Source organism: Haloarcula sp. NS06, from assembly GCF_051122755.1.
Taxonomy (GTDB): Archaea; Halobacteriota; Halobacteria; order Halobacteriales; family Haloarculaceae; genus Haloarcula.
Genome location: NZ_CP184844.1, coordinates 2,881,847 through 2,899,837 on the forward strand (window position 1 = coordinate 2,881,847; position 17,991 = coordinate 2,899,837).

Annotated in this window: 15 protein-coding genes; 3 read left to right on the forward strand and 12 right to left on the reverse strand. The window is 56.2% G+C overall.

The window, feature by feature from the left end; translation table 11 throughout:
• The 6 genes from ACODNH_RS18730 to ACODNH_RS18755 all read right to left on the reverse strand — a co-directional run bounded on the left by ACODNH_RS18730 (position 1) and on the right by ACODNH_RS18755 (position 6,856).
• Entirely contained in the window at positions 1 to 360 is a 360-nt protein-coding gene (locus ACODNH_RS18730) for a hypothetical protein (protein ID WP_434530783.1), read from the reverse strand.
• Between the two features lie 126 nt (positions 361 to 486).
• Positions 487 to 1,779, reverse strand: a complete 1,293-nt coding sequence (locus ACODNH_RS18735; protein WP_434530784.1) for an ABC transporter ATP-binding protein — start codon at positions 1,777 to 1,779, stop codon at positions 487 to 489.
• The gene (locus ACODNH_RS18740) at positions 1,772 to 2,827 is read right to left on the reverse strand and encodes an ABC transporter ATP-binding protein (RefSeq protein ID WP_434530785.1); all 1,056 of its coding nucleotides are present in this window, start codon (positions 2,825 to 2,827) and stop codon (positions 1,772 to 1,774) included. The genes ACODNH_RS18735 and ACODNH_RS18740 overlap by 8 nt, the downstream gene beginning before the upstream one ends.
• Positions 2,824 to 3,999 carry an ABC transporter permease gene (locus ACODNH_RS18745; RefSeq protein WP_434530786.1) on the reverse strand — a complete coding sequence of 392 codons (1,176 nt, stop codon included), beginning with the start codon at positions 3,997 to 3,999 and terminating at the stop codon, positions 2,824 to 2,826. The genes ACODNH_RS18740 and ACODNH_RS18745 overlap by 4 nt, the downstream gene beginning before the upstream one ends.
• Positions 3,999 to 4,967 carry an ABC transporter permease gene (locus ACODNH_RS18750; RefSeq protein WP_434530787.1) on the reverse strand — a complete coding sequence of 323 codons (969 nt, stop codon included), beginning with the start codon at positions 4,965 to 4,967 and terminating at the stop codon, positions 3,999 to 4,001. The genes ACODNH_RS18745 and ACODNH_RS18750 overlap by 1 nt, the downstream gene beginning before the upstream one ends.
• A complete protein-coding gene (locus tag ACODNH_RS18755) occupies positions 4,964 to 6,856 on the reverse strand; it encodes an ABC transporter substrate-binding protein (protein ID WP_434530788.1) in 1,893 nt (630 codons plus the stop codon). The genes ACODNH_RS18750 and ACODNH_RS18755 overlap by 4 nt, the downstream gene beginning before the upstream one ends.
• Positions 6,857 to 7,135: 279 nt before the next feature.
• Here ACODNH_RS18755 and ACODNH_RS18760 point away from each other — a divergent pair, with 279 nt between their 5' ends.
• Entirely contained in the window at positions 7,136 to 8,440 is a 1,305-nt protein-coding gene (locus ACODNH_RS18760; RefSeq protein WP_434530789.1) for an acetamidase/formamidase family protein, read from the forward strand.
• 21 nt (positions 8,441 to 8,461) lie between these two features.
• On the opposite strand, the gene ACODNH_RS18765 is transcribed toward ACODNH_RS18760, so the two are convergent.
• Positions 8,462 to 8,722, reverse strand: coding sequence for a ubiquitin-like small modifier protein 1 (locus tag ACODNH_RS18765; protein ID WP_434530790.1), 261 nt, complete (start codon positions 8,720 to 8,722; stop codon positions 8,462 to 8,464).
• Between the two features lie 235 nt (positions 8,723 to 8,957).
• Here ACODNH_RS18765 and ACODNH_RS18770 point away from each other — a divergent pair, with 235 nt between their 5' ends.
• Positions 8,958 to 9,524, forward strand: a complete 567-nt coding sequence (locus tag ACODNH_RS18770) for a hypothetical protein (RefSeq protein WP_434530791.1) — start codon at positions 8,958 to 8,960, stop codon at positions 9,522 to 9,524.
• 39 nt (positions 9,525 to 9,563) lie between these two features.
• Here the strand turns inward: ACODNH_RS18770 and ACODNH_RS18775 are convergent, their stop codons facing one another.
• Both ACODNH_RS18775 and ACODNH_RS18780 read right to left on the reverse strand, forming a co-directional pair.
• Entirely contained in the window at positions 9,564 to 10,331 is a 768-nt protein-coding gene (locus tag ACODNH_RS18775) for a hypothetical protein (RefSeq protein ID WP_434530792.1), read from the reverse strand.
• Positions 10,332 to 10,635: 304 nt separating this feature from the next.
• Entirely contained in the window at positions 10,636 to 11,151 is a 516-nt protein-coding gene (locus ACODNH_RS18780) for a metal-dependent hydrolase (protein ID WP_434530793.1), read from the reverse strand.
• A gap of 352 nt (positions 11,152 to 11,503) precedes the next feature.
• On the opposite strand from ACODNH_RS18780, the gene ACODNH_RS18785 reads away from it, so the two are divergent.
• Positions 11,504 to 12,460: a glycosyltransferase family 2 protein gene (locus ACODNH_RS18785; RefSeq protein ID WP_434530794.1), complete on the forward strand. Its 957-nt coding sequence runs from the start codon at positions 11,504 to 11,506 to the stop codon at positions 12,458 to 12,460.
• Positions 12,461 to 12,852: 392 nt separating this feature from the next.
• On the opposite strand, the gene ACODNH_RS18790 is transcribed toward ACODNH_RS18785, so the two are convergent.
• From ACODNH_RS18790 to ACODNH_RS18800, 3 genes are all read right to left on the reverse strand, one after another.
• Positions 12,853 to 14,154, reverse strand: a complete 1,302-nt coding sequence (locus ACODNH_RS18790) for a glycosyltransferase (RefSeq protein WP_434530795.1) — start codon at positions 14,152 to 14,154, stop codon at positions 12,853 to 12,855.
• Between the two features lie 805 nt (positions 14,155 to 14,959).
• Positions 14,960 to 16,108: a glycosyltransferase family 4 protein gene (locus ACODNH_RS18795; protein WP_434530796.1), complete on the reverse strand. Its 1,149-nt coding sequence runs from the start codon at positions 16,106 to 16,108 to the stop codon at positions 14,960 to 14,962.
• Positions 16,109 to 16,512: 404 nt separating this feature from the next.
• On the reverse strand, positions 16,513 to 17,553 hold the full coding sequence (locus ACODNH_RS18800; protein WP_434530797.1) for a hypothetical protein: 1,041 nt from the start codon (positions 17,551 to 17,553) through the stop codon (positions 16,513 to 16,515).
• Positions 17,554 to 17,991: the final 438 nt, after the last annotated feature.

Sequence of the window (17,991 nt, forward strand, 5' to 3'; positions counted from 1 at the left end):
TTAGTCATGGTTTTGCGCGAGAACTTCATACGAGGTATACTCAATCGTGTCCGGGTCGTCCGCAAGAACCGGGTCGAGTAGTTCATCTTCCCAGCGGAGCCACGCATCCGGATACGCCGACTTCGGCACCGGCTCATCAACAGGGCCCCAGACAGCCTCCCAGCTGGCCTTGCTCTCGTACACCCAGACTGCTGCGAACTGATCTGTGCGGCTTCCCTTGATGCCACGCCCGATCCGGTAGTCGACCAGTCCGGGTATGTCATCGAAGAGATTCTCGTCAACTGCTTCCGTAACTGCGTCGCAAAAATCAGCGGAGCTTGCCGAGTCAGCCAATTCGTACTGGTGAATGCTTACGATCATCCTGCAGTGTCGTTTTGGCTTTCTGTCATCATTGCTGTATTCCCTGGCCCAGAGTCAGTGTCATTCTGTAGCAGCCCACTGTGCTTCCGCCCGACGGATAGGTCAGTCCTCTGTGGTGGCTGACTCTTACTTAGACTGCTGCTGGCCATCAGTCTCGACTAAATGACAGGCAGCGCGGTGTCCATCCGCGACGGCTACTGTTCGCGGTTTTTCCCGAGCACACACTGTCGGAAACGCCTCAACGAGGAGTTCGTGTGCGCGGTCGGCCTCGCCATCAAGTACGAGGTCGAGTGCGTCTTCGACAACCCGGTCAGCCCGGCTATCGGCGAGCGTCTCGGGCATGTCGAACTCATCGCGTATCGCCCGTCGGGTCTGGCTGTCTGTGACTTCCTCGACTGCGGCACCAGTCTCGGCGGCGACGAACTCCCGGACGGTTTCGTGGTCGATCCCCTCCTCGTTGAGTCGGTGTCTGAAATCAAGCACTGCCCGCCAAGCGGACTGTTCGAAATCGTACGCTTCGGGCGGAATGACTTTCGGACACCGCGTGTGGAAGCGGCAACCACTTGGTGGATTCGCCGCCGACGGGAGATCACCGGAGAGGATGATACGGTCGCCACGCGCTCGTGGGTCGAGTGTCGGTATCGACGAGACGAGCACTTCGGTGTAGGGGTGGCAGGGTGCTTCGAACAACCGCTCGGTCGGCGCCGTCTCGACGATCTCGCCGAGGTACATCACCGCGATACGGTCGCAGATTTCCCGGATCACACTCATGTCGTGGCTGATGACGATGACACTGAGGTCGAACTCCGACTGCAAGTCCTGGAGTAGGGCGAGGATGTCGGACTGAACAGAGACATCCAGTGCGCTCGTCGGTTCGTCGGCGATCAGCAGGTCCGGGTTCAACACGAGCGACCGAGCCAGGGCGATTCGCTGTTTCTGTCCCCCGGAGAACTCGTGGGGGTACCTGTCGATGTCATCCGCGGAGAGGCCCACCCGTTCCAGCAGGTCCGACACCACTTCGCGCCGTAGCTCCCGGTCCGTCACACCGTGGATGACGAGCGGTTCTGCGACCGAATCCCCGATGGACATCCGCGGGTCGAAGCTGGCGCTGGGGTCCTGGAAGATCATCTGCGCCTTCCGCCGGAAGGCTTTGAGGTCGTCGTCGTCGAACGCCGTTACCTCCTGGCCGTCGAACCGGATCGACCCGGCGGTCGGCTCGACCAACTGCAACAGCGCCCTGGCGGCTGTCGATTTCCCACAGCCTGATTCGCCGACGATACCGACCGTCTCCCCGTGGTCGACCGTCAGGTCGATGCCATCGACGGCTTTGACCCGGCCGACCTCCCGTTTGAGGATTCCCTCGGTGATCGGGAAGTGTTTGCAGAGGCCTTCGATCGCCAGCAGCGGGGACTCACTCATCGGTGCGCTCACCTTTGTGTCCGTTCTCCACTACGGCTGGGTCGCCGTTCGGGCCGTAGTGGATACAGGACGCCGCTTGGCCGTCGCCGAGGTCGTACAGAGGCGGCTGGTCGCCGGTGACACAGGCGTCTCGGGCGTACGCGCAGCGGTCGGCGAACCGACAGCCAGCCGATACGTCGTGAAGGTCGGGAAGCGTGCCCGGAATTGTGTCAAGTTTAGTGCCGCGCCCGGGGAGACAATCGAACAGGGCTTGCGTGTACGGGTGGGCCGGCGACTCAAACACGTCGTAGACGCTCCCGCGTTCCATGACAGCCCCCGCGTACAGCACGACGACCCGGTCGGCTACCTCGGCGACGACGCCTAGGTCGTGCGTGATGAGCAGTATCGACATCCCCAATTCCGATTGAAGCCCCTTGAGGATGTCTAGCAACTGGGCTTGGATAGTCACATCCAGCGCGGTCGTCGGTTCGTCAGCGATCAAGAGGTCCGGATTCGCCGCGAGTGCCATCGCGACGGCGACCCGCTGTTTCATCCCACCGGATAGTTCGTGGGGGTAGGCATCGTAATGACTTGACGCGTCGGGGATATCTACTTGGTCAAGCAGCGTCACCGCGCGCTCTTTGGCCTCGGCTTTGCTGACATCTTCGTGTAGCTGAATCGCTTCGCGCACCTGCCACCCGACCGTGTAACAGTGGTTGAGGGCGTCCTGCGGGTTCTGGAACACGTGTGCGATTCGGTTCCCCCGGACCTCCCGCAACTCCCGCTTCGAGAGCGTCACTAAATCGCGGCCGTCGAACGTAACCGACCCGTCGACGATTCGGCCGGGCGGCATCGGAATCAGCCGGGTCAGCGTCTCCGCCGTCACCGTCTTGCCGCTCCCGCTCTCGCCGACGATGCAGACCGTCTCACCCCGGTCAATGTCGAAGGAGACGCCGTCGACGGCTCGAAGCCGGCCCGCGTCCGTCTCGAACTCGACGGTGAGGTCCTGCACAGACAGGAGTGGGGCGTTACGTGATGGACTCGCTGGGGCCTGGCGCTGGTCGCTCATGTGTTCCTCCCCGAGCGCGGGTCGAGGGCGTCCCGCAGCGCATCGCCCACGAAATTGAACGCCAGAATGGTGAGAAAGAGAAAGACGCCGGGAATCGTCGAAACCCACCACGCCGACCCGAGGTCGGACCGGCCGGCTGCGATGGTCTGTCCCCAGGAGGGGATCGTGGGGTCACCAAGGGAGAGAAAGGCCAAGCCGGCTTCGAACAGGATAAGTCCCGGAATCAACAGCGTCAGATTCGTGATGACCGTCCCAGAGACGTTCGGGAGGATGTGTCGGCGGATGACGTGTTTCGCGTCCGCGCCGGCGCAGCGAGCCACTTCGACGTACTCATCTTCCGAGCGCTGGAGCGCTGCACTCCGAACCAGTCGCGCGGTGCCGCCCCAGCTGAGCAGCCCAAACACGAGAATGAACATCAGCAGACTCCCGCCGAAGAGATAGATGAGAAGGATGTACAGCAGGAACGACGGAAACACTTGCTGGATGTCAACGTAGCGCATGAGTGCCTCGTCGACCAAGCCGCCGAGGTAAGCGGCCACGGTCCCGACGGTTGCACCGATACTGATGATGAGAAACGACGTGATCAGGCCGATGCGGATGGAGACCCGCATCCCAAGGACGACCAGCGCGAGGATGTCCTTGCCCTCACCGGTCGTTCCGAGGGGAAACGCCCAACTCCCGTAGCACTGACCGTTTGCCACCCGACCGGCACACTGCAACGGGACCGAGCTGTCGACGGCCACGCCGACCGGCGGCTGGTAGCTCTGTATCAGTTCGACCGAGGGTTTCCCGACGAGCAGTGGGCCGAACAGACCGATCGTGAACAGGACCACCAGATAGCCGAGGCTGACGACAGCGGCGCGATTCTTCCGGAACTCCCGCCAGTAGTGGGCAGCCATCCGCCGATTCGTCCACAGCGGGACGAGAATATAGAAGCCAAACAGCAGCAGCGACAGCGTGAACAGCCAGTCCAGCTGGGTGATGTCCCAGCCATTTCGGAATATGGGGTTCGGCTTGAACAGTGGTGACGGACGGAAGTAATCGTAGAGGAACAGGGCCGCGAGAAAGAGCAGCGACAGGAGGAACCCGGTCGTTTGCCGGGAGAGTCCGACCCCCCGGTCGGCGTCCCAGTCAATGTCCTCGAACCGTCGGCGGGGCGTATCCGAACTCATCAGCGATCACCGTAATCGATTCGGGGGTCGAGAACGGTATACGCGATGTCCTGGAGCAGGTTGCCGACGATAGCGATGAACACGCCGATCAGCGTCGTTGCGAGCACGAGCGGCGTGTCCTGGTTCTGTATCGCACGGAAGCTCAACTGCCCGAGCCCGGGGATGCCAAACACCACTTCGACGAGATACGAACTGGCGATGAACAGCCCCAGCAGGTCGGCTACGAGAATCGTCGACAGCGGGACAGCGGCCGGCCGGAAGACATGTCTGAGCAGTATCCGTCGCTCTGAGGCACCTTTGGCCTTCGCCGTCTTCGTGAACGTTGCTTGAACGTACTCCAGCGCCTCCGCGCGGGAGTAGCGCGCGAGACTGGCAATCGAGCCCGTTGTGAGGACGAACACAGGCAAAACGAGCTGTTTGGCGTTGGCCAGACTGAATACGGGGACATCTGGGTCGAACACGATAGGGACGAGGTCAAGATGGACACCGAAGATGACCAGCAGGATGATCCCGAACCAGAAGTTCGGGATGGCATAGCCGAAAAACGCGACGAACGTCGCCGCATAGTCGAACTTCGAGTACTGGTGGGTTGCCGAGTACAGCCCGACTGACAGCCCGAACACAACGGTCAACACACTCCAAGGAACCGAGTACATGACCGTGTACGGTAGTGCGTCCATGATGGCCGCGGTCACTGGCTGGCCCCGGGACGTGCTGTACCCCCAATTGAACGTCGCCATGTTCGTCATGTAGTCGACGTACTGTCGCCAGAGCGGTCGGTCTAACCCACGCCGCTGTTCGTAGGCTTCCCGTGCAGCCTCCGCGTCACCGCCCGAGACAGCCGCCTGAAACTGGATTGAGGCGAGCGTCTGTTCCTGAGTCACCAGCAGCAGCGCCCAGGTGATCGAGAGGATAATAAACGTCGCAACGACCGCCCAGAGCAACCGGCGGACGACGTACCACCTCATCTATCGAAGTAGTACCGCTGGTAGTCCCACCCACTGGCGAAGGTATCGCTCGGCCCGACGAGAGGGTCCTGTGCCCCGGTGATATCGGACTCCATCAGCAGAAACCCGAACGGCTGCTCCCGTGCAATCTGCTGGAATACCTGGCCGAACAGCTCCTGGCGCTCGGCCTCGTCGACGGTTCGGGACGCCTCCGCATACAGTTCCGGGATATTCGATTCTGGTACGTAGCCCGCGTAGTTGGCGTTCCCTCGCTCCCGGAAGAACGTCACGCTCGAACTCGGTGTTCTGGGATACGTGTTGAACCCCAGTACGACCGACATATCCCACGGTTCCTGGCTGACGGAGGTGTCCCGAGGTCCGCCGTTGAACGTTCCGGAACTCCACGGAGCGTCTTCGCCCTCTGGCGGAGAGTTCGACGCGTACTGTTGCTGAAACGTGTTCCCAGGGATCGTCTCGATCTGGATACTGATCCCCAGATTGGACTCGATCTGCTGGCCGACCAGTTCCGCCAGGGTCTGGTTCGTGTTGCTGGCCGAACTGGCGTACAGCGACAGCGTAACGGGGTCGCCGTCCGGGTTGAGGAGCATCTCCCCGTCGTACTCGTATTCGGTCCCCTCGATGCCCTGCTCCATCCGCGTTCGCGCCGGCCCCGAGCCCTGGAGATCGCCAGTCCCGAACGTGTACTCTTGGATCTCCTCCTCGGCATACCACTTCGAGAACCGCGGCTGCATCGTGTAGGCCGGTTCCGCGAAGCCCCGATAGAGGTTCTCCGCGAGGGTCGTCTTGTCGACGGCACAGACGAACGCCTGTCGCACCGGAATCTCTCGGAACAGCTCCCAGCCGTTCGCGCGCATGTTGTACTTCAACGCCTGGACGAAGGGCTGTGGCTGCACGTACACGTCGATATTTTCGTTCTCCTGGAACTCCTGTGCGCTTCGCGGTGGGATGCCGGCAATCGTCACCTCACCGTTCCGGAGCGCGTTGAGTCGCGAGGATTCTTCGGGAATTACCTGGACCGTGTATGATTCGAAATACGGAACGTTGTCCCATTCCTCGCCCAACTCGTCGACGTTGCGGAGATAGTAGTCATCGTTTCGCACAGTGACGTACTGGGACTCTCGTTCCCACTCCTCGTACGTGTACGGCCCCAGATTGCCGGTGTACTGGAGCGTGTTAATCTCCTCGTCCTGTCGGAGCCCCTCCGCATCCTTATCTGGAACGTACTTCTCTAAGATGCCCTTCGGGAGGCACAATTGGCCCCACATAATCGGCTTGAGCGGGAACGTTGGATCGACTTCTGGGAGCCTGATCTCGAAGGTGAGCGTGTCCACCTGCTCAACCGGAATCGGTGCGCCCTGCCGAAACCAGTCACCGGCGTTCGTGTACCCCGCCCAGTTGTCTTCGCCCTGGAAGACGTTCGTGATCATATATACCCAGTCCTCGGCAGTCATCTGCCCGTAGCCACCGCCCCACTGGAGATTGTCCCGGAGCGTGATCCGGTAGGTCTGTCCGTCCTCTGTCGATGGCTCGGCCCACAGCGGGAAGACGTTCTGGTCGTTGTCGACCGCCCAAGCACTGTCCAGCGTAAGGTCGATGTACGCGCCGGATGCCGTGTCGTTGACGTACAACCAGTTCAACGAGTTCGCGTCAGACCCGGCGACGGACGTGTACGCACCCGAGACTGTCCGCGAACTCGGATTTTCAGCCGCGTCGGCCGTGGCTGTGCCGCCGCTATCGCCATCGACCTCACGGTCAGTCTGTTCTGCGCCCCCGCCAATCAACCCGTCACAGCCTGCAAGCGCCGTGGCCCCGCCCACGCCGAGTACGTGCAACAAGTCTCGCCTGTTTGGTCGGTAAAGCCCACCCTGGTACTGGTCCTCGGGTGACATTGACTATCAAGAAGTGTCCAATATCAATAAGTATCACTGCTACTTTAGGAACCGGTGTACCTTTATCAATAAATGCGGGTATATAACATAACTACAGTTAGAAGGATAATTTTTCTCGTTCCTGTATTTTTGTTCTGCCCAGCAGACCGATCCGTCTGATGTCACCGACCCATCAGAGTTGAATTGACGGCACGGGACACTTCCAAGGATAGAGACGACGCTGGAGCCACTCGTACCCACACCATGATTTATTCTCGTATAGACCGTGTTTGAGAATGTATGTCAGAGCAAATCCAGCAGGAACTCGATGTCGACCGGTTTACGCTTGGACTCGTCGGACCGGACCAGGAATGGGCCGGCACAGTGGCCGACGGCGGGACCGTTCGCACCCACACGCCCCCTGCGTGCTGGGGACCGATGGTCACCCCCGAGTTCCGCGGCGGCCACGAGGTGACGCGACCGATCCGGGTCGAGAACGCCGAACCCGGCGACGCACTCGTTGTCCGTATCAAGGATGTTGAGGTGACGAGTATTGCGACGAGTACGGGCAGCATGGCCGAACGGGAGGACGCCTTCGGGAGCGACCCGTTCGTCGACCATCGATGCCCGGAGTGTGGCACCGAATGGCCCGACAGCGTCGTCGAGGGGACCGGCGAAGACGCGATTCGCTGTGCGGAGTGTGGAGCCAATGCCTCGTCCTTTGGCTTCGAGTTCGGGTATACCGTGGCGTTCGATGAGGACCGCTCGGTGGGGCTCACGGTCGGCCCCGACGGTGCGGCGGACCTCGCGGAGCGCGCCGACGAGGCGATGGCACTGCCCGACCACTCCCGGCAACACCCAATTTTGCTGTACAAGCCCGACGAGATTCCCGGCACGCTCGGGCACCTCCGACCGTTCATCGGGAACATCGGGACGACGCCGTCGGTCGAGTTCCCCGATTCACATAACGCCGGTGACTTCGGCCAGTTCCTCATCGGTGCCGACCACGACTGGGGCCTCGCCGACGAAGCGGCGCTTGCGGCCCGCACGGATGGCCACCTGGACTCGAACGATGTCCGCCCCGGCGCGACGCTCATCTGTCCCGTCGAGATAGACGGCGCGGGCCTCTACGTTGGGGACCTGCACGCCAACCAGGGTGACGGCGAACTCTCGCTTCATACGACCGACGTGAGCGGCCGTACCGAACTCGAAGTCAGCGTCATCAAGGACCTCGACATCGATGGCCCACTCCTGCTTCCGAACGAGTCGGACCTGCCGGATATCGCCAAGCCATACACGGACGCCGAGCGAGAAGCGGGCGAGGCCCTCGCTTCCGATCATCATGTCGATGACGTCGTCGATGCAGCGCCGCTCCAGATCATCGGGTCCGGCGCGACTATCAATGACGCCACCGAGAACGCATTCGCACGGGCTGGAACGCTCTTCGGTATGTCAGAGGGTGAGGTCCGGGCACGCTGTACGTTCACCGGCGGCGTCGAAATCGCGCGACTACCCGGCGTCGTCCAGCTCTCGATGCTCGCGCCGATGGATCTCCTCGAAGAACAGGGGCTCGCCGGAACCGTCCGCGAACAGTACGACCTGTAGTTGGACAGCGGCTGGTGGCGTTCACCCACCTCGCATCGCCGGAAAGAGTTCGACCGCCGCGCCGGACGGGACCCGCTGGTCGTGGGAGGCGTTGTCCCCGTCGACCATCACCCGCACACTCGGTCGGAGTTCGCCGTTCGCATCGACTAACTGTGACTTCGCACGCGGATACGCGTCGACGAAGGCCGTAATCACGGCTCCAACAGTGTCGCCATCGACTGTAATTTCGACTGTCTTCGCCCCTGTCGCCGCACGGAGCGACCCGTACACGGTCACGTCCACACTGCTCAGTTAGGTCCAAGACCGCAAAAAGATACGTCTCCCGCTCGATGTCGGCGCTGGATGTGAACGGCTTCGCCGGCAAGACAGTCCGACCAGATCGGATACTTTGTCCCGGCTTGTGCGAATACTATCGCGATTCAAACTGGAACCAAACGTAGAGTCGCCGGCTGCGATGACAGATAGCAAACATACAGAAGAGGTTTACAACCGCAGATGAAACCGGAAAGACGCTACTATGCCCTCCAAGCAAGCCGTCAGTAGCCTCGGGAGTCTGCTCGCCGTACTCGGACTCGCCGGGGTCGCAACAGCACAGCCTACAGCCCCGGGTGGGAGTGCGGGCCCGGGCTTCAATATCGTCCTGCGTTTCGGTGTCGGGTTCGTCATGATCTCGGTGTTGGGCGCCGCAGCAGCCGCTATCGGCCCGGAGTACACGACGAACGCCGTGCGGGAGATTCAAGACAACCTCGGCGACGCAATCGGCTGGGGGATTCTCGTCGGCATTCTGGTCCCCATCGGGCTGGTACTACTCACGCTGACGATTATCGGCGCGCTGATATCGATCCCCGGACTGCTTCTCATCGGCATCCTCAGTATCGTCGGCACCGGCATTACTGCTGTTTGGGTCGGGAATTCGGTTATCGGCGATGACGGCACCGTTAGCGCAACAGACGGCGTCGCCGGGGGGCTGTTACTGGCCGTTCCCTTCGCGATTCCAGTCGTCGGCGGCTTCCTCCTCAACCTCATAACGCTCGTCGGCCTCGGTGTCGTCGGCCGCGGGCTGTACGAGGAATGGTCGGACTGAGCGAGTGGTCGCCGACGGTTGAAGCGGTTTCTATCGGGTTCAGCTCGCACCGGGACACCCGAGTTCGTGCGGGTCGTCGTACACCTCCGGCGGAATAGAGATGGCGGTTGGTTCACCGTACTCGCTGTACTGGACCGTGATCGTGGCAGTTGCAGTCGCTCCACGCTGTGAGATTTCTATCCTGAGTTCCGACTGTACCGGTCGGTTCGTGTTTGGATTAACCCAGAGTCGCGCTGTCGCGTTCTCAAGCGAACCGCGGTTTAGATCCATGTCGCCAGCCTGTCGACGATCGATGAGTGATTCGATAGTTTCGGCGCTCGGGGAGGCCGTGACAAGGACCGTCCGGTTGCCGTCAAGCGTCTCATTGCCCCGCCAGTAGACGTTCGAGCGTTCAAAGAGCAGTAGTTGCCGATGGAGCGGCGTCGCGGTCGCCCACGGATCGGAACGCGATACGTTCTCGACGGCGTAGCCACCCCAAGGGTCCTGACAGCCCTGGTACGCTTTGTACCCGTCGACATAGGAGTCGATCGACTGGTCTTGCATCCGCGTCGTCGCTTGCATCCGTTTTACGGAGACGTTTACCGCACCATCGCCGTCGACTCTGACGGTCCGTGATTGCTCACCATCCGACGCTACCACATGCATCTCCATATCGAATCGATACGCTTCGACGGCGGCAACAGTGCTGTTCGCCTCCTCGACGACCGTGACGGCTCGTTCGTCGCTGGGTGGCGGGCTATCAGCCATGAATGTCCCACACCCGGCAAGGAGGGAAACGATGCATACGGCGAGGACCAATCGTCGCATACAGTGTTCTCGCTCGCCCGTCCGTCTAAAAGCTCATGGGTCCGATTCGTGACAGCCCAACAGCTGAAAATAGCGCCTTCGTCGCAACCGTACGGGAAGCTTCCGGCAGAATAGGGTCAATACGTCGTCAGTAGCTCTATTTCCCGTCTACGTGGATAGGTGGCAAGCAGGTGGAGAAACAAGAACAGAATGCAAGCGAATAGGCCGCTCCCTTTGGAACTATTAGATTGAGGACCGCTTCCCGGAGAATCGTTATTTCCGACCTGATATGCAGTACGCTGACTCTAGCGTGGTGCAGACACCGCTATCTAACGTCGAGTTGGGATTGCAGGTCCGCTACCAGCACGTACGCCACCAGCGTCAGGACGAGCACCGAAAACCCGGTCCAGAGATGCAGGTTCACTGCGCCCTCACCGACCCACTGTGGGACTGCCGGGCGCACAACGGGCGGCTGAAGCGGCCAGAGCAGGTCCGACGACACGTACCAGTTCGGCGGCAGGAGTTGCTGATTATCGGCCACCAAGTGTGAGAGATGGGCGAACGCAAATGCTGTCCCAAGTCGGGCCCGGTCCGTTCGGACTGCGTAAGCGATGACGACAATCGAGAGCGGAATTGCGAACGGGAGCGAGTGCATAAACACCCGACCGGAGGGGATGAGATGGAGTTCGTACGCTAACGGCTTGTCGATGATATCTGGGAACTGGCTGCCGAAGAACGTGACTGCGACCAACTGGAGCGACGGGAGCTGTCTGTCCCGGAGGAGTGCGTATACTGCGATGGGGAGGAGGGCGATGATGAAATGCTCGCTCGGGAGGACCATTTTCTGGTTAGTAGTGCTGAGGTCATGTGCGAGGAAATGCCTTGTGTGGGATGTTCTGCGTGTGTCATCGCGTTCAGATACTCAGTCCACACTGTTCCCTTCAGGGACACTCCGCTGTGTCCGGTGTTCTTTGGGGTGCGTTCGCTTTGGATGTGTTGCGCCGATATTAAATGACAGTTGCCATGATTGAGTTGACTGACACCCGCGAGGACCCCGGTTGGAGCGACCACGGCAATGTGGGGCTCAGTACACGAAGCAACGGTGTATCCACTTCTCTAGCCCGGTTAAGTGCCAAACTACTATTATATGTAGAATTGAATGTTTTATGTATATATATATGAACGATAAATCCGTGACTAACTCATCAATAGCGGGTAGTGCGAGTGATCAATCTAAAACGAAAATTGACCCCCATAGAGCCCCTTCAGTTGCTATTGTAATCCTCACCTGGGAGAACTACGAAGAGATAACCAAATGCTTGGACTCAATACAGTCGATTACATACCCTGATTATCGTGTGATTGTTGTCGATAATGGCTCAAAAGATGGCTCAATAGAACGGTTGCAATCAGAGTACAGCTGGTGTGAGTTTGTTCTCAACGAGGAGAACAAAGGGTTTGCAAAGGGGAACAACGCCGGCATTTCCTACGCTCTTGATACTGAAGCAGAGTACGTTCTTCTTCTCAACGATGATACCATCGTGACGCAAGACTTCTTGCAGCCTCTAGTTAATGCGATGCAAACGTACGATAACGTCGCAGCTGTCGGCGGTGTCAACCTTCACGCCGATTCGGGGGAAGTCCACAATGCAGGGTATGCTTTTCATCCCTGGATTGCAGCGAAAGGGGAACTGTATCGCAAACCGAAAGAGAGCGAACCATACTCAGTGGACTACGTCCAATCATGCCTTATCCTTCTGAACCCCGATTTTCTTGCAGAACACGGTCTGCTAAATGAGAATTATTTTCTAGGAATGGAGGATGTCGATCTGGCGTGGAAGGCAAGAGAGAACGGCTGGAAGGTATTGACAGCCCCTGACTCGCGGATCCGACATCACGTTGGTGAAACTTCCACGCGATCGCCATTCAGTTCGTATCACAAAATGAGAAATAAGCTACAATTCGGGGCCGAAAACCTCTCACTACCATGTCGAATGCCTCTCTACCTGACGATTATGGCTGATACAGTGTATCTGGTTCTATTATGGTCCGTAACCGGTGGGTTTGATAAAATACGAACAACTATGCTTGGAGCATATGATCATTTCAGAGACGCTGAATTTAGAGATTACAATGAACTCACTAATTGAACGTCTTGCCGATTCGTAGAGTAGGCGTTGTAAAAGACGGACAGCATGTCGTCTGACCTCTTTGCTGACTACCCTGCCTCACCAAGTAAACAAACCAATGTCGCGGTGAGATTCATTGGGTGTCAAAATTGGAATGGGGTTACGCACGACGGTCTTCCCGTCATTGAGCGAGTATAGCTGATGGGTCAACGCAGATGGCTGATTCAACGTTCTTACGGTACAAAAACGACCGCAGCTGCACATACCACGCCCGGCTTTGCGATTTCAATTGCACCCACGATGACGTTATCATATCCGGTATGCAAGTCAGCGTGTTCTCGCTACTATCGTATCTGGTGCCAAGCAGACCATTGACTCGTCTTCTAATCTAATGAAAATGGCTATCTTCGCCTCTAGTGACTGGACCGGGATATTTCTGAGCTGGTTTTGAGATCATACAATGAACTATATGTGTCCACTGTTTCTTCAGCCAAATTGTCGTAAGATTGTGAACGAGCATATGCTACCATTTGATCTTTCTCGAATCCGTGGACGGATTCAGACGCAGCAATCGAAAGTATATCGGCCAAGGCATCTGGATCTTCCGGCGGAAAGACCATTCCAAGGTCGTAACGGTTAGTACGGAGAGCCAGCTCACCAAAGTCCGAGACAATAAGTGGACGCACAGCAGCGCAAGCCTTCTGAAATACACCGCTAGTTCGGTATTCGCCGAATTGGCGTCGATACGGAAGAACCACCGCATCTGCAGCATGAAAGTATGACTTGACATCTTCCTCTGGAACGAATTCAAGTGTAGAGTGTAGCGCGATATTTGAGGCGGTGGTTGTGAGTGCAACGTCTTCATCATCAACATCCACCGGAGGTCCAGCCAATACAACAGTACATGGTGGACCTTCATACCTGCTACAAGCATCAAGAAGGATATCGGGTCCTTTTTCGTAACGAGTCTGGCCAAAAAACAAAAACATGGGACCCTCAGTAGGAATCCCAAGTTCATTCCGAAGATTTTTTTTATTTGACTCTTCGGTCCAGAGTTCAAGTGGATCCGGAACCACTGTACAGGACGTAGATTGGTTGCCCACTTTATTGATATAGGAGTGTGCTTTGTCACTATGAACAAACACATTATCAATCATATCCGAAGCCAAACAGCCACGCAGTGAGATACCTGGTGGACAGAGTTTAGAAGTCAAACTTTTGTTATAATCAGCAAGAGCTGACATAAGTCGGCGAATATTTTTTCCGTTTACATGAATGCTCAACTCGGTTGCGACCTCATCGGCCCACGAAAGAACTCGGTTATCCCCCATAAAAAAGAATGCACCGTTGATAGTGCCACACATCTTGAATGTTCGATCGGGAACAGGTGTAGTCGCTAGCTCAAACAGGAGATCGTCAATGTGGAGTGCATGCAAGATATCGTAATCACGTGACCCAGCGAATTCAAACAGATATTTTACAATCTTGCGCTTATTTGTAAAATTAAAGCTGTCGGATAAATAATATACGTTATGATTAAATTGGCGCATATATTCTGGACGAGACCCAGTAGAGAGATTACCTTCCGGATGTGGCTGCGTTAATAAGAAATCGACAGTTGACACACGCGGATCATCTTCAAGTTGATCAAGTAGTTTACCTGCATACTCAATGTGATGACCGTCGGAGTGTTGATCAAACAACAAAATATCCATATCTGAAATATCGAATTCTGATTATTTAAAACCGACGTGAGTCCGTGGTTACGACCCGTGATGTCTATAGTTTCTAGCCTAACAGCAAGCCGCCATCAGACAACAGGAACGCTAACAATATCGGTGCAGTCGAAGTTGTCGCCGGTGCAGTATGCTCACCGCTCAACGCAGTCCACAGTAAGTCCACTGTAGGAGAGTTCAATGTTAGTATCTCCAAATAGAAACATGGCTTCAGACATTACCTCGAGATTGCTGTCCGTGGGGGAGTTGATCTCTAACTCACTTGCTGAATCCACAGACATAACCGTTGTTGACGAGAGACTCAAACACACACAGGTCGCACTTCTCTAAACTCATCAACAACCGCGACGACCCTGAGACGTTTGACCCCTGCCTGCGCACCTCATAGGCCGCAACTCTATCATCAGCGTGTCGTCTAGACCAAACTATTAGTGTGGTTGACATGAGATGCCTCGCACTTGATGCAGTGAATCTCGAACTCAGCCATTCAGCAGTCCCATCAAATGATTTCTTTAGATACATCCATGGCTACGAGGTCGACTCAGACGGGCGAAGACTCAAATTTCACTTTCACACACGCGCGAACAGTCGTTTTACCAACTTAAACTGCGACAAGGATTCCAAGCAATCGGCGGCTTATATCGAAGAACAGAAAATATCTGTCGATACCGGCTAAGAATTCGGCTATCGTGCTCGATAGATGTTGCACAGACTCGGAATCGTTCGTAGTGAGGACAAAGTGTATATGATTGGTACAATCGAAGTGCTTACACACAGGAGAATGCTACGTATCTCGCTTGTCAGTGATCACTTCAAATACTTTGTCGTATTGGTCCATTAACGAGTCCCAAGAATGATGCGACGCAATCTCCGACCCTGCAGTCGCGAGTCGGCGCCGGAGTTCGTTCGAAGAACGAAGCCGTTTGATGCCGCTGACAAACCCGTCAGCGTCCTCGTAAATAAGCACCTCCTTGCCGTTTTCAACAGTGAGCCCTTGTGCGCCAACGGGCGTGGTAATTATCGGTAACCCCGCAGCCAGATAGTCTAACATCTTTAATTTAGTCCCGGAGCCACTAAATAGCGGACAAAGAGCCACGTCCGCTAACTGTAAGACGCCGGGAAGTTCGTCAACATAGCCAGGTGTGTACACGTTACTCACCGATGTTGAGGGAGGATTGCGTCCAATGAGAAGGAAATTTATATCATCAAATTTGGGTGCAATTTCGTTTATAATTACCTTTGCCGCGCGTTTGTTTGGTGCGTAATCGTATGAGCCAAGGAACACACACGTGAATGTGTCCTCACCTACGCCACATTCCCGTGCCGCCTGTTCTGGATTACCACCGCTGCGGATCCACTGGAAGTCACAGCCGTTTGGTATGACGAACGTCTCAACTCCGGCCATCTCCTCGAATAGAGTCTGATCATTCTCGGATTGGAACACCGTCACATCGGCTGCTCTAATCGCCTGCTGTTCGAAAGAATAGAGATTCTCTACCGCCCGGTGTCGGAGATGTTTGGGGACTGATCTCTCGCGGAGATAGCCGTCCAGTATCGTATGTGCGGCATTGTGCTTGTTCAGCAGCATCGCCGCATCGTGTTGCGCCGAGAGTTGGACTGCTGCATCCGTAACCTGGGGGAACTCACAGATGATGACATCGAATGTGATATCCCTCGAATTGACTTTCGTGACGAGCGCCCGAGTGAGTAGCTTTCGAAGTGGATGTCGCTCGTGGAATAAAAATAATCCCGTCCAGAGGTCGTTCCAGATCGGTTGCCAGGTAAACAGTGGGCTTGTTAGGTCAATCCACTCAATATCATTTGACGGTTGTTCATTGCAGTGAGGGGCAGCCACCCAGAGATCACCTAATTCAGTCATTTTTTGGGCGGTTTTCCAAAGACGCACTTCTGCTCCGTTTTGAGGCTGGTACATAGCTGTCCGAGTGAGCTGTAAAATATTCATTTGTCAAGAAGGGGTATACATAACTCTCGAACGGTATTGACCAGATGTTCGGGAGCCACACGTATTAGTTATATTGTGCTAATAGCTTGAACACCGCTTGAAATGTAACCGCTGCAACAGTACTGAGACTAGCGAAGATATCGTTCTACTTTTTGCGAGACACGTACTTAAAAGAAGACCTTGTATAGCCTTCGTGTTGTGAACTCGGCGTTCTTTCCGAAATCTACCAAGCGCTCCTCATGGGTTCGTTGATCGTAAAGTTGAGCAGGTGCTCTCCCCCAACCTCCAATAATCGACTGAAGCTGCTACCTTGTGGGATGCGGTAATGAAGCCGAGTGAGCCAGAATCACCACTTGGAAGACACGGGCGAGTGATTATTCGAGCTTCTTCAGCCGCTCATTGAGCGCTTTGATATCCTCTTCGATATCGCTGAAGTTCTCGTTCAGTGGGACGTGCCAATCCAGGGAACCCCGCGCGGGTCGATTGTACTCGCCAACGATGTTGGTGTTAGTCGTGTCATTGGTCGTATCGCTGGCCGTGTCGTTGGTCGTATCGCTGGCCGTGTCGTTGGTCGTGTCGTCGGTGCCGAGTGTCGCGGTGACACGGTTGCGCCAGCGCTGGCCACCTTCGGGCAGTAACGACTTGTCCTCCGGCCAGATAGTGTGTTTCGGGTTATCGATATTACCGTTCCAGTACGTCTGGAACACTACGTCATGGCTCTCAATCCAGTCGAAAAACCGGTTAATAAACATGGGATTGTCGGTGCCTCCGTTGTTCACCCAGGCACTGGATGCGAGCCCCCATTCACGGAACCCCAGAGACGCACCGCGGCTCTTGGCGAAATCAAGCCACATCTCCAGTTGCGGTTTGTGCTTTTCGGTCCATGCGCGCTCTCGCTGTTCATCAGTGATGTCCTCGGGGTCGCTGGGATAAATACCGTTTGCGCCATCATAGAACGAGGGTGCAACGATAGGGGCAGGTTCACCATCGGGCCAGTACTGCGAATCCATCGGCCAAGCTTCCGGTGCGATACCCTGTCTATTCCTGGCAGGAGCGAAACAGAATCTAAAGTTAGCCCCGTTGACTGACTGCATCACACTTACCAGACGGGCGTAGGCATCGGCGTAGTTCTGCGGGTCATTTGGGTATTTTCCTGACCAAGACAAATTAAACTCATGATTGGGCGTGATAATTGTATCGCCCATGCCGAGACTGACTAATTCTTCTGCAAATGAACGGTAACGACCGTTGAAATCTCCCTGCGCTGGCGCGGCGTAATCGCCACGGCTATCGCCGGCAAATTCGTAGGCAATGACCATTCTACGATCGGTCTCGCCGAACGTCTCTTGTAGCGACTGTTTGGTGTTCCGAGCGCCTGAACCAGGTTCCCAGGTGATACCGACCGCGTCGAACATACCAGCGGTATATGTCGTCGTGATCAGATCAATGTGTTGACCGTCCAACCAAGCATTTTCGAACCTTTCTACTTGATCTTTGCTTGTGAGATATATTCCGTGCTTCATGCTGTGGGATACATTAGCGCATTCGTTCTGTTTGCTATTCGACGATCCATATGGCGTTCGAGTCGCCTCGGTAGGTGTTCAATGGTTCCAGCCATGCAAGGACTGCTATACGGTATCTATAATTAACCGTAGTTACCCCCTACTATCTGTAAGGAACCTATAACTAGTCTCTGGAGGGAATGTAAATTAAGTTTGGTTATCAAATAGCTACCAATAATCATACCGAGACTGCCAGATCGTAGAAAAGTTCATCTATGGCGCCGAAATAACGTGTTTAGACATGAGGTAGGGAGGTATTTACCCACCAACTGAGACTGGTTCGCGATCGGC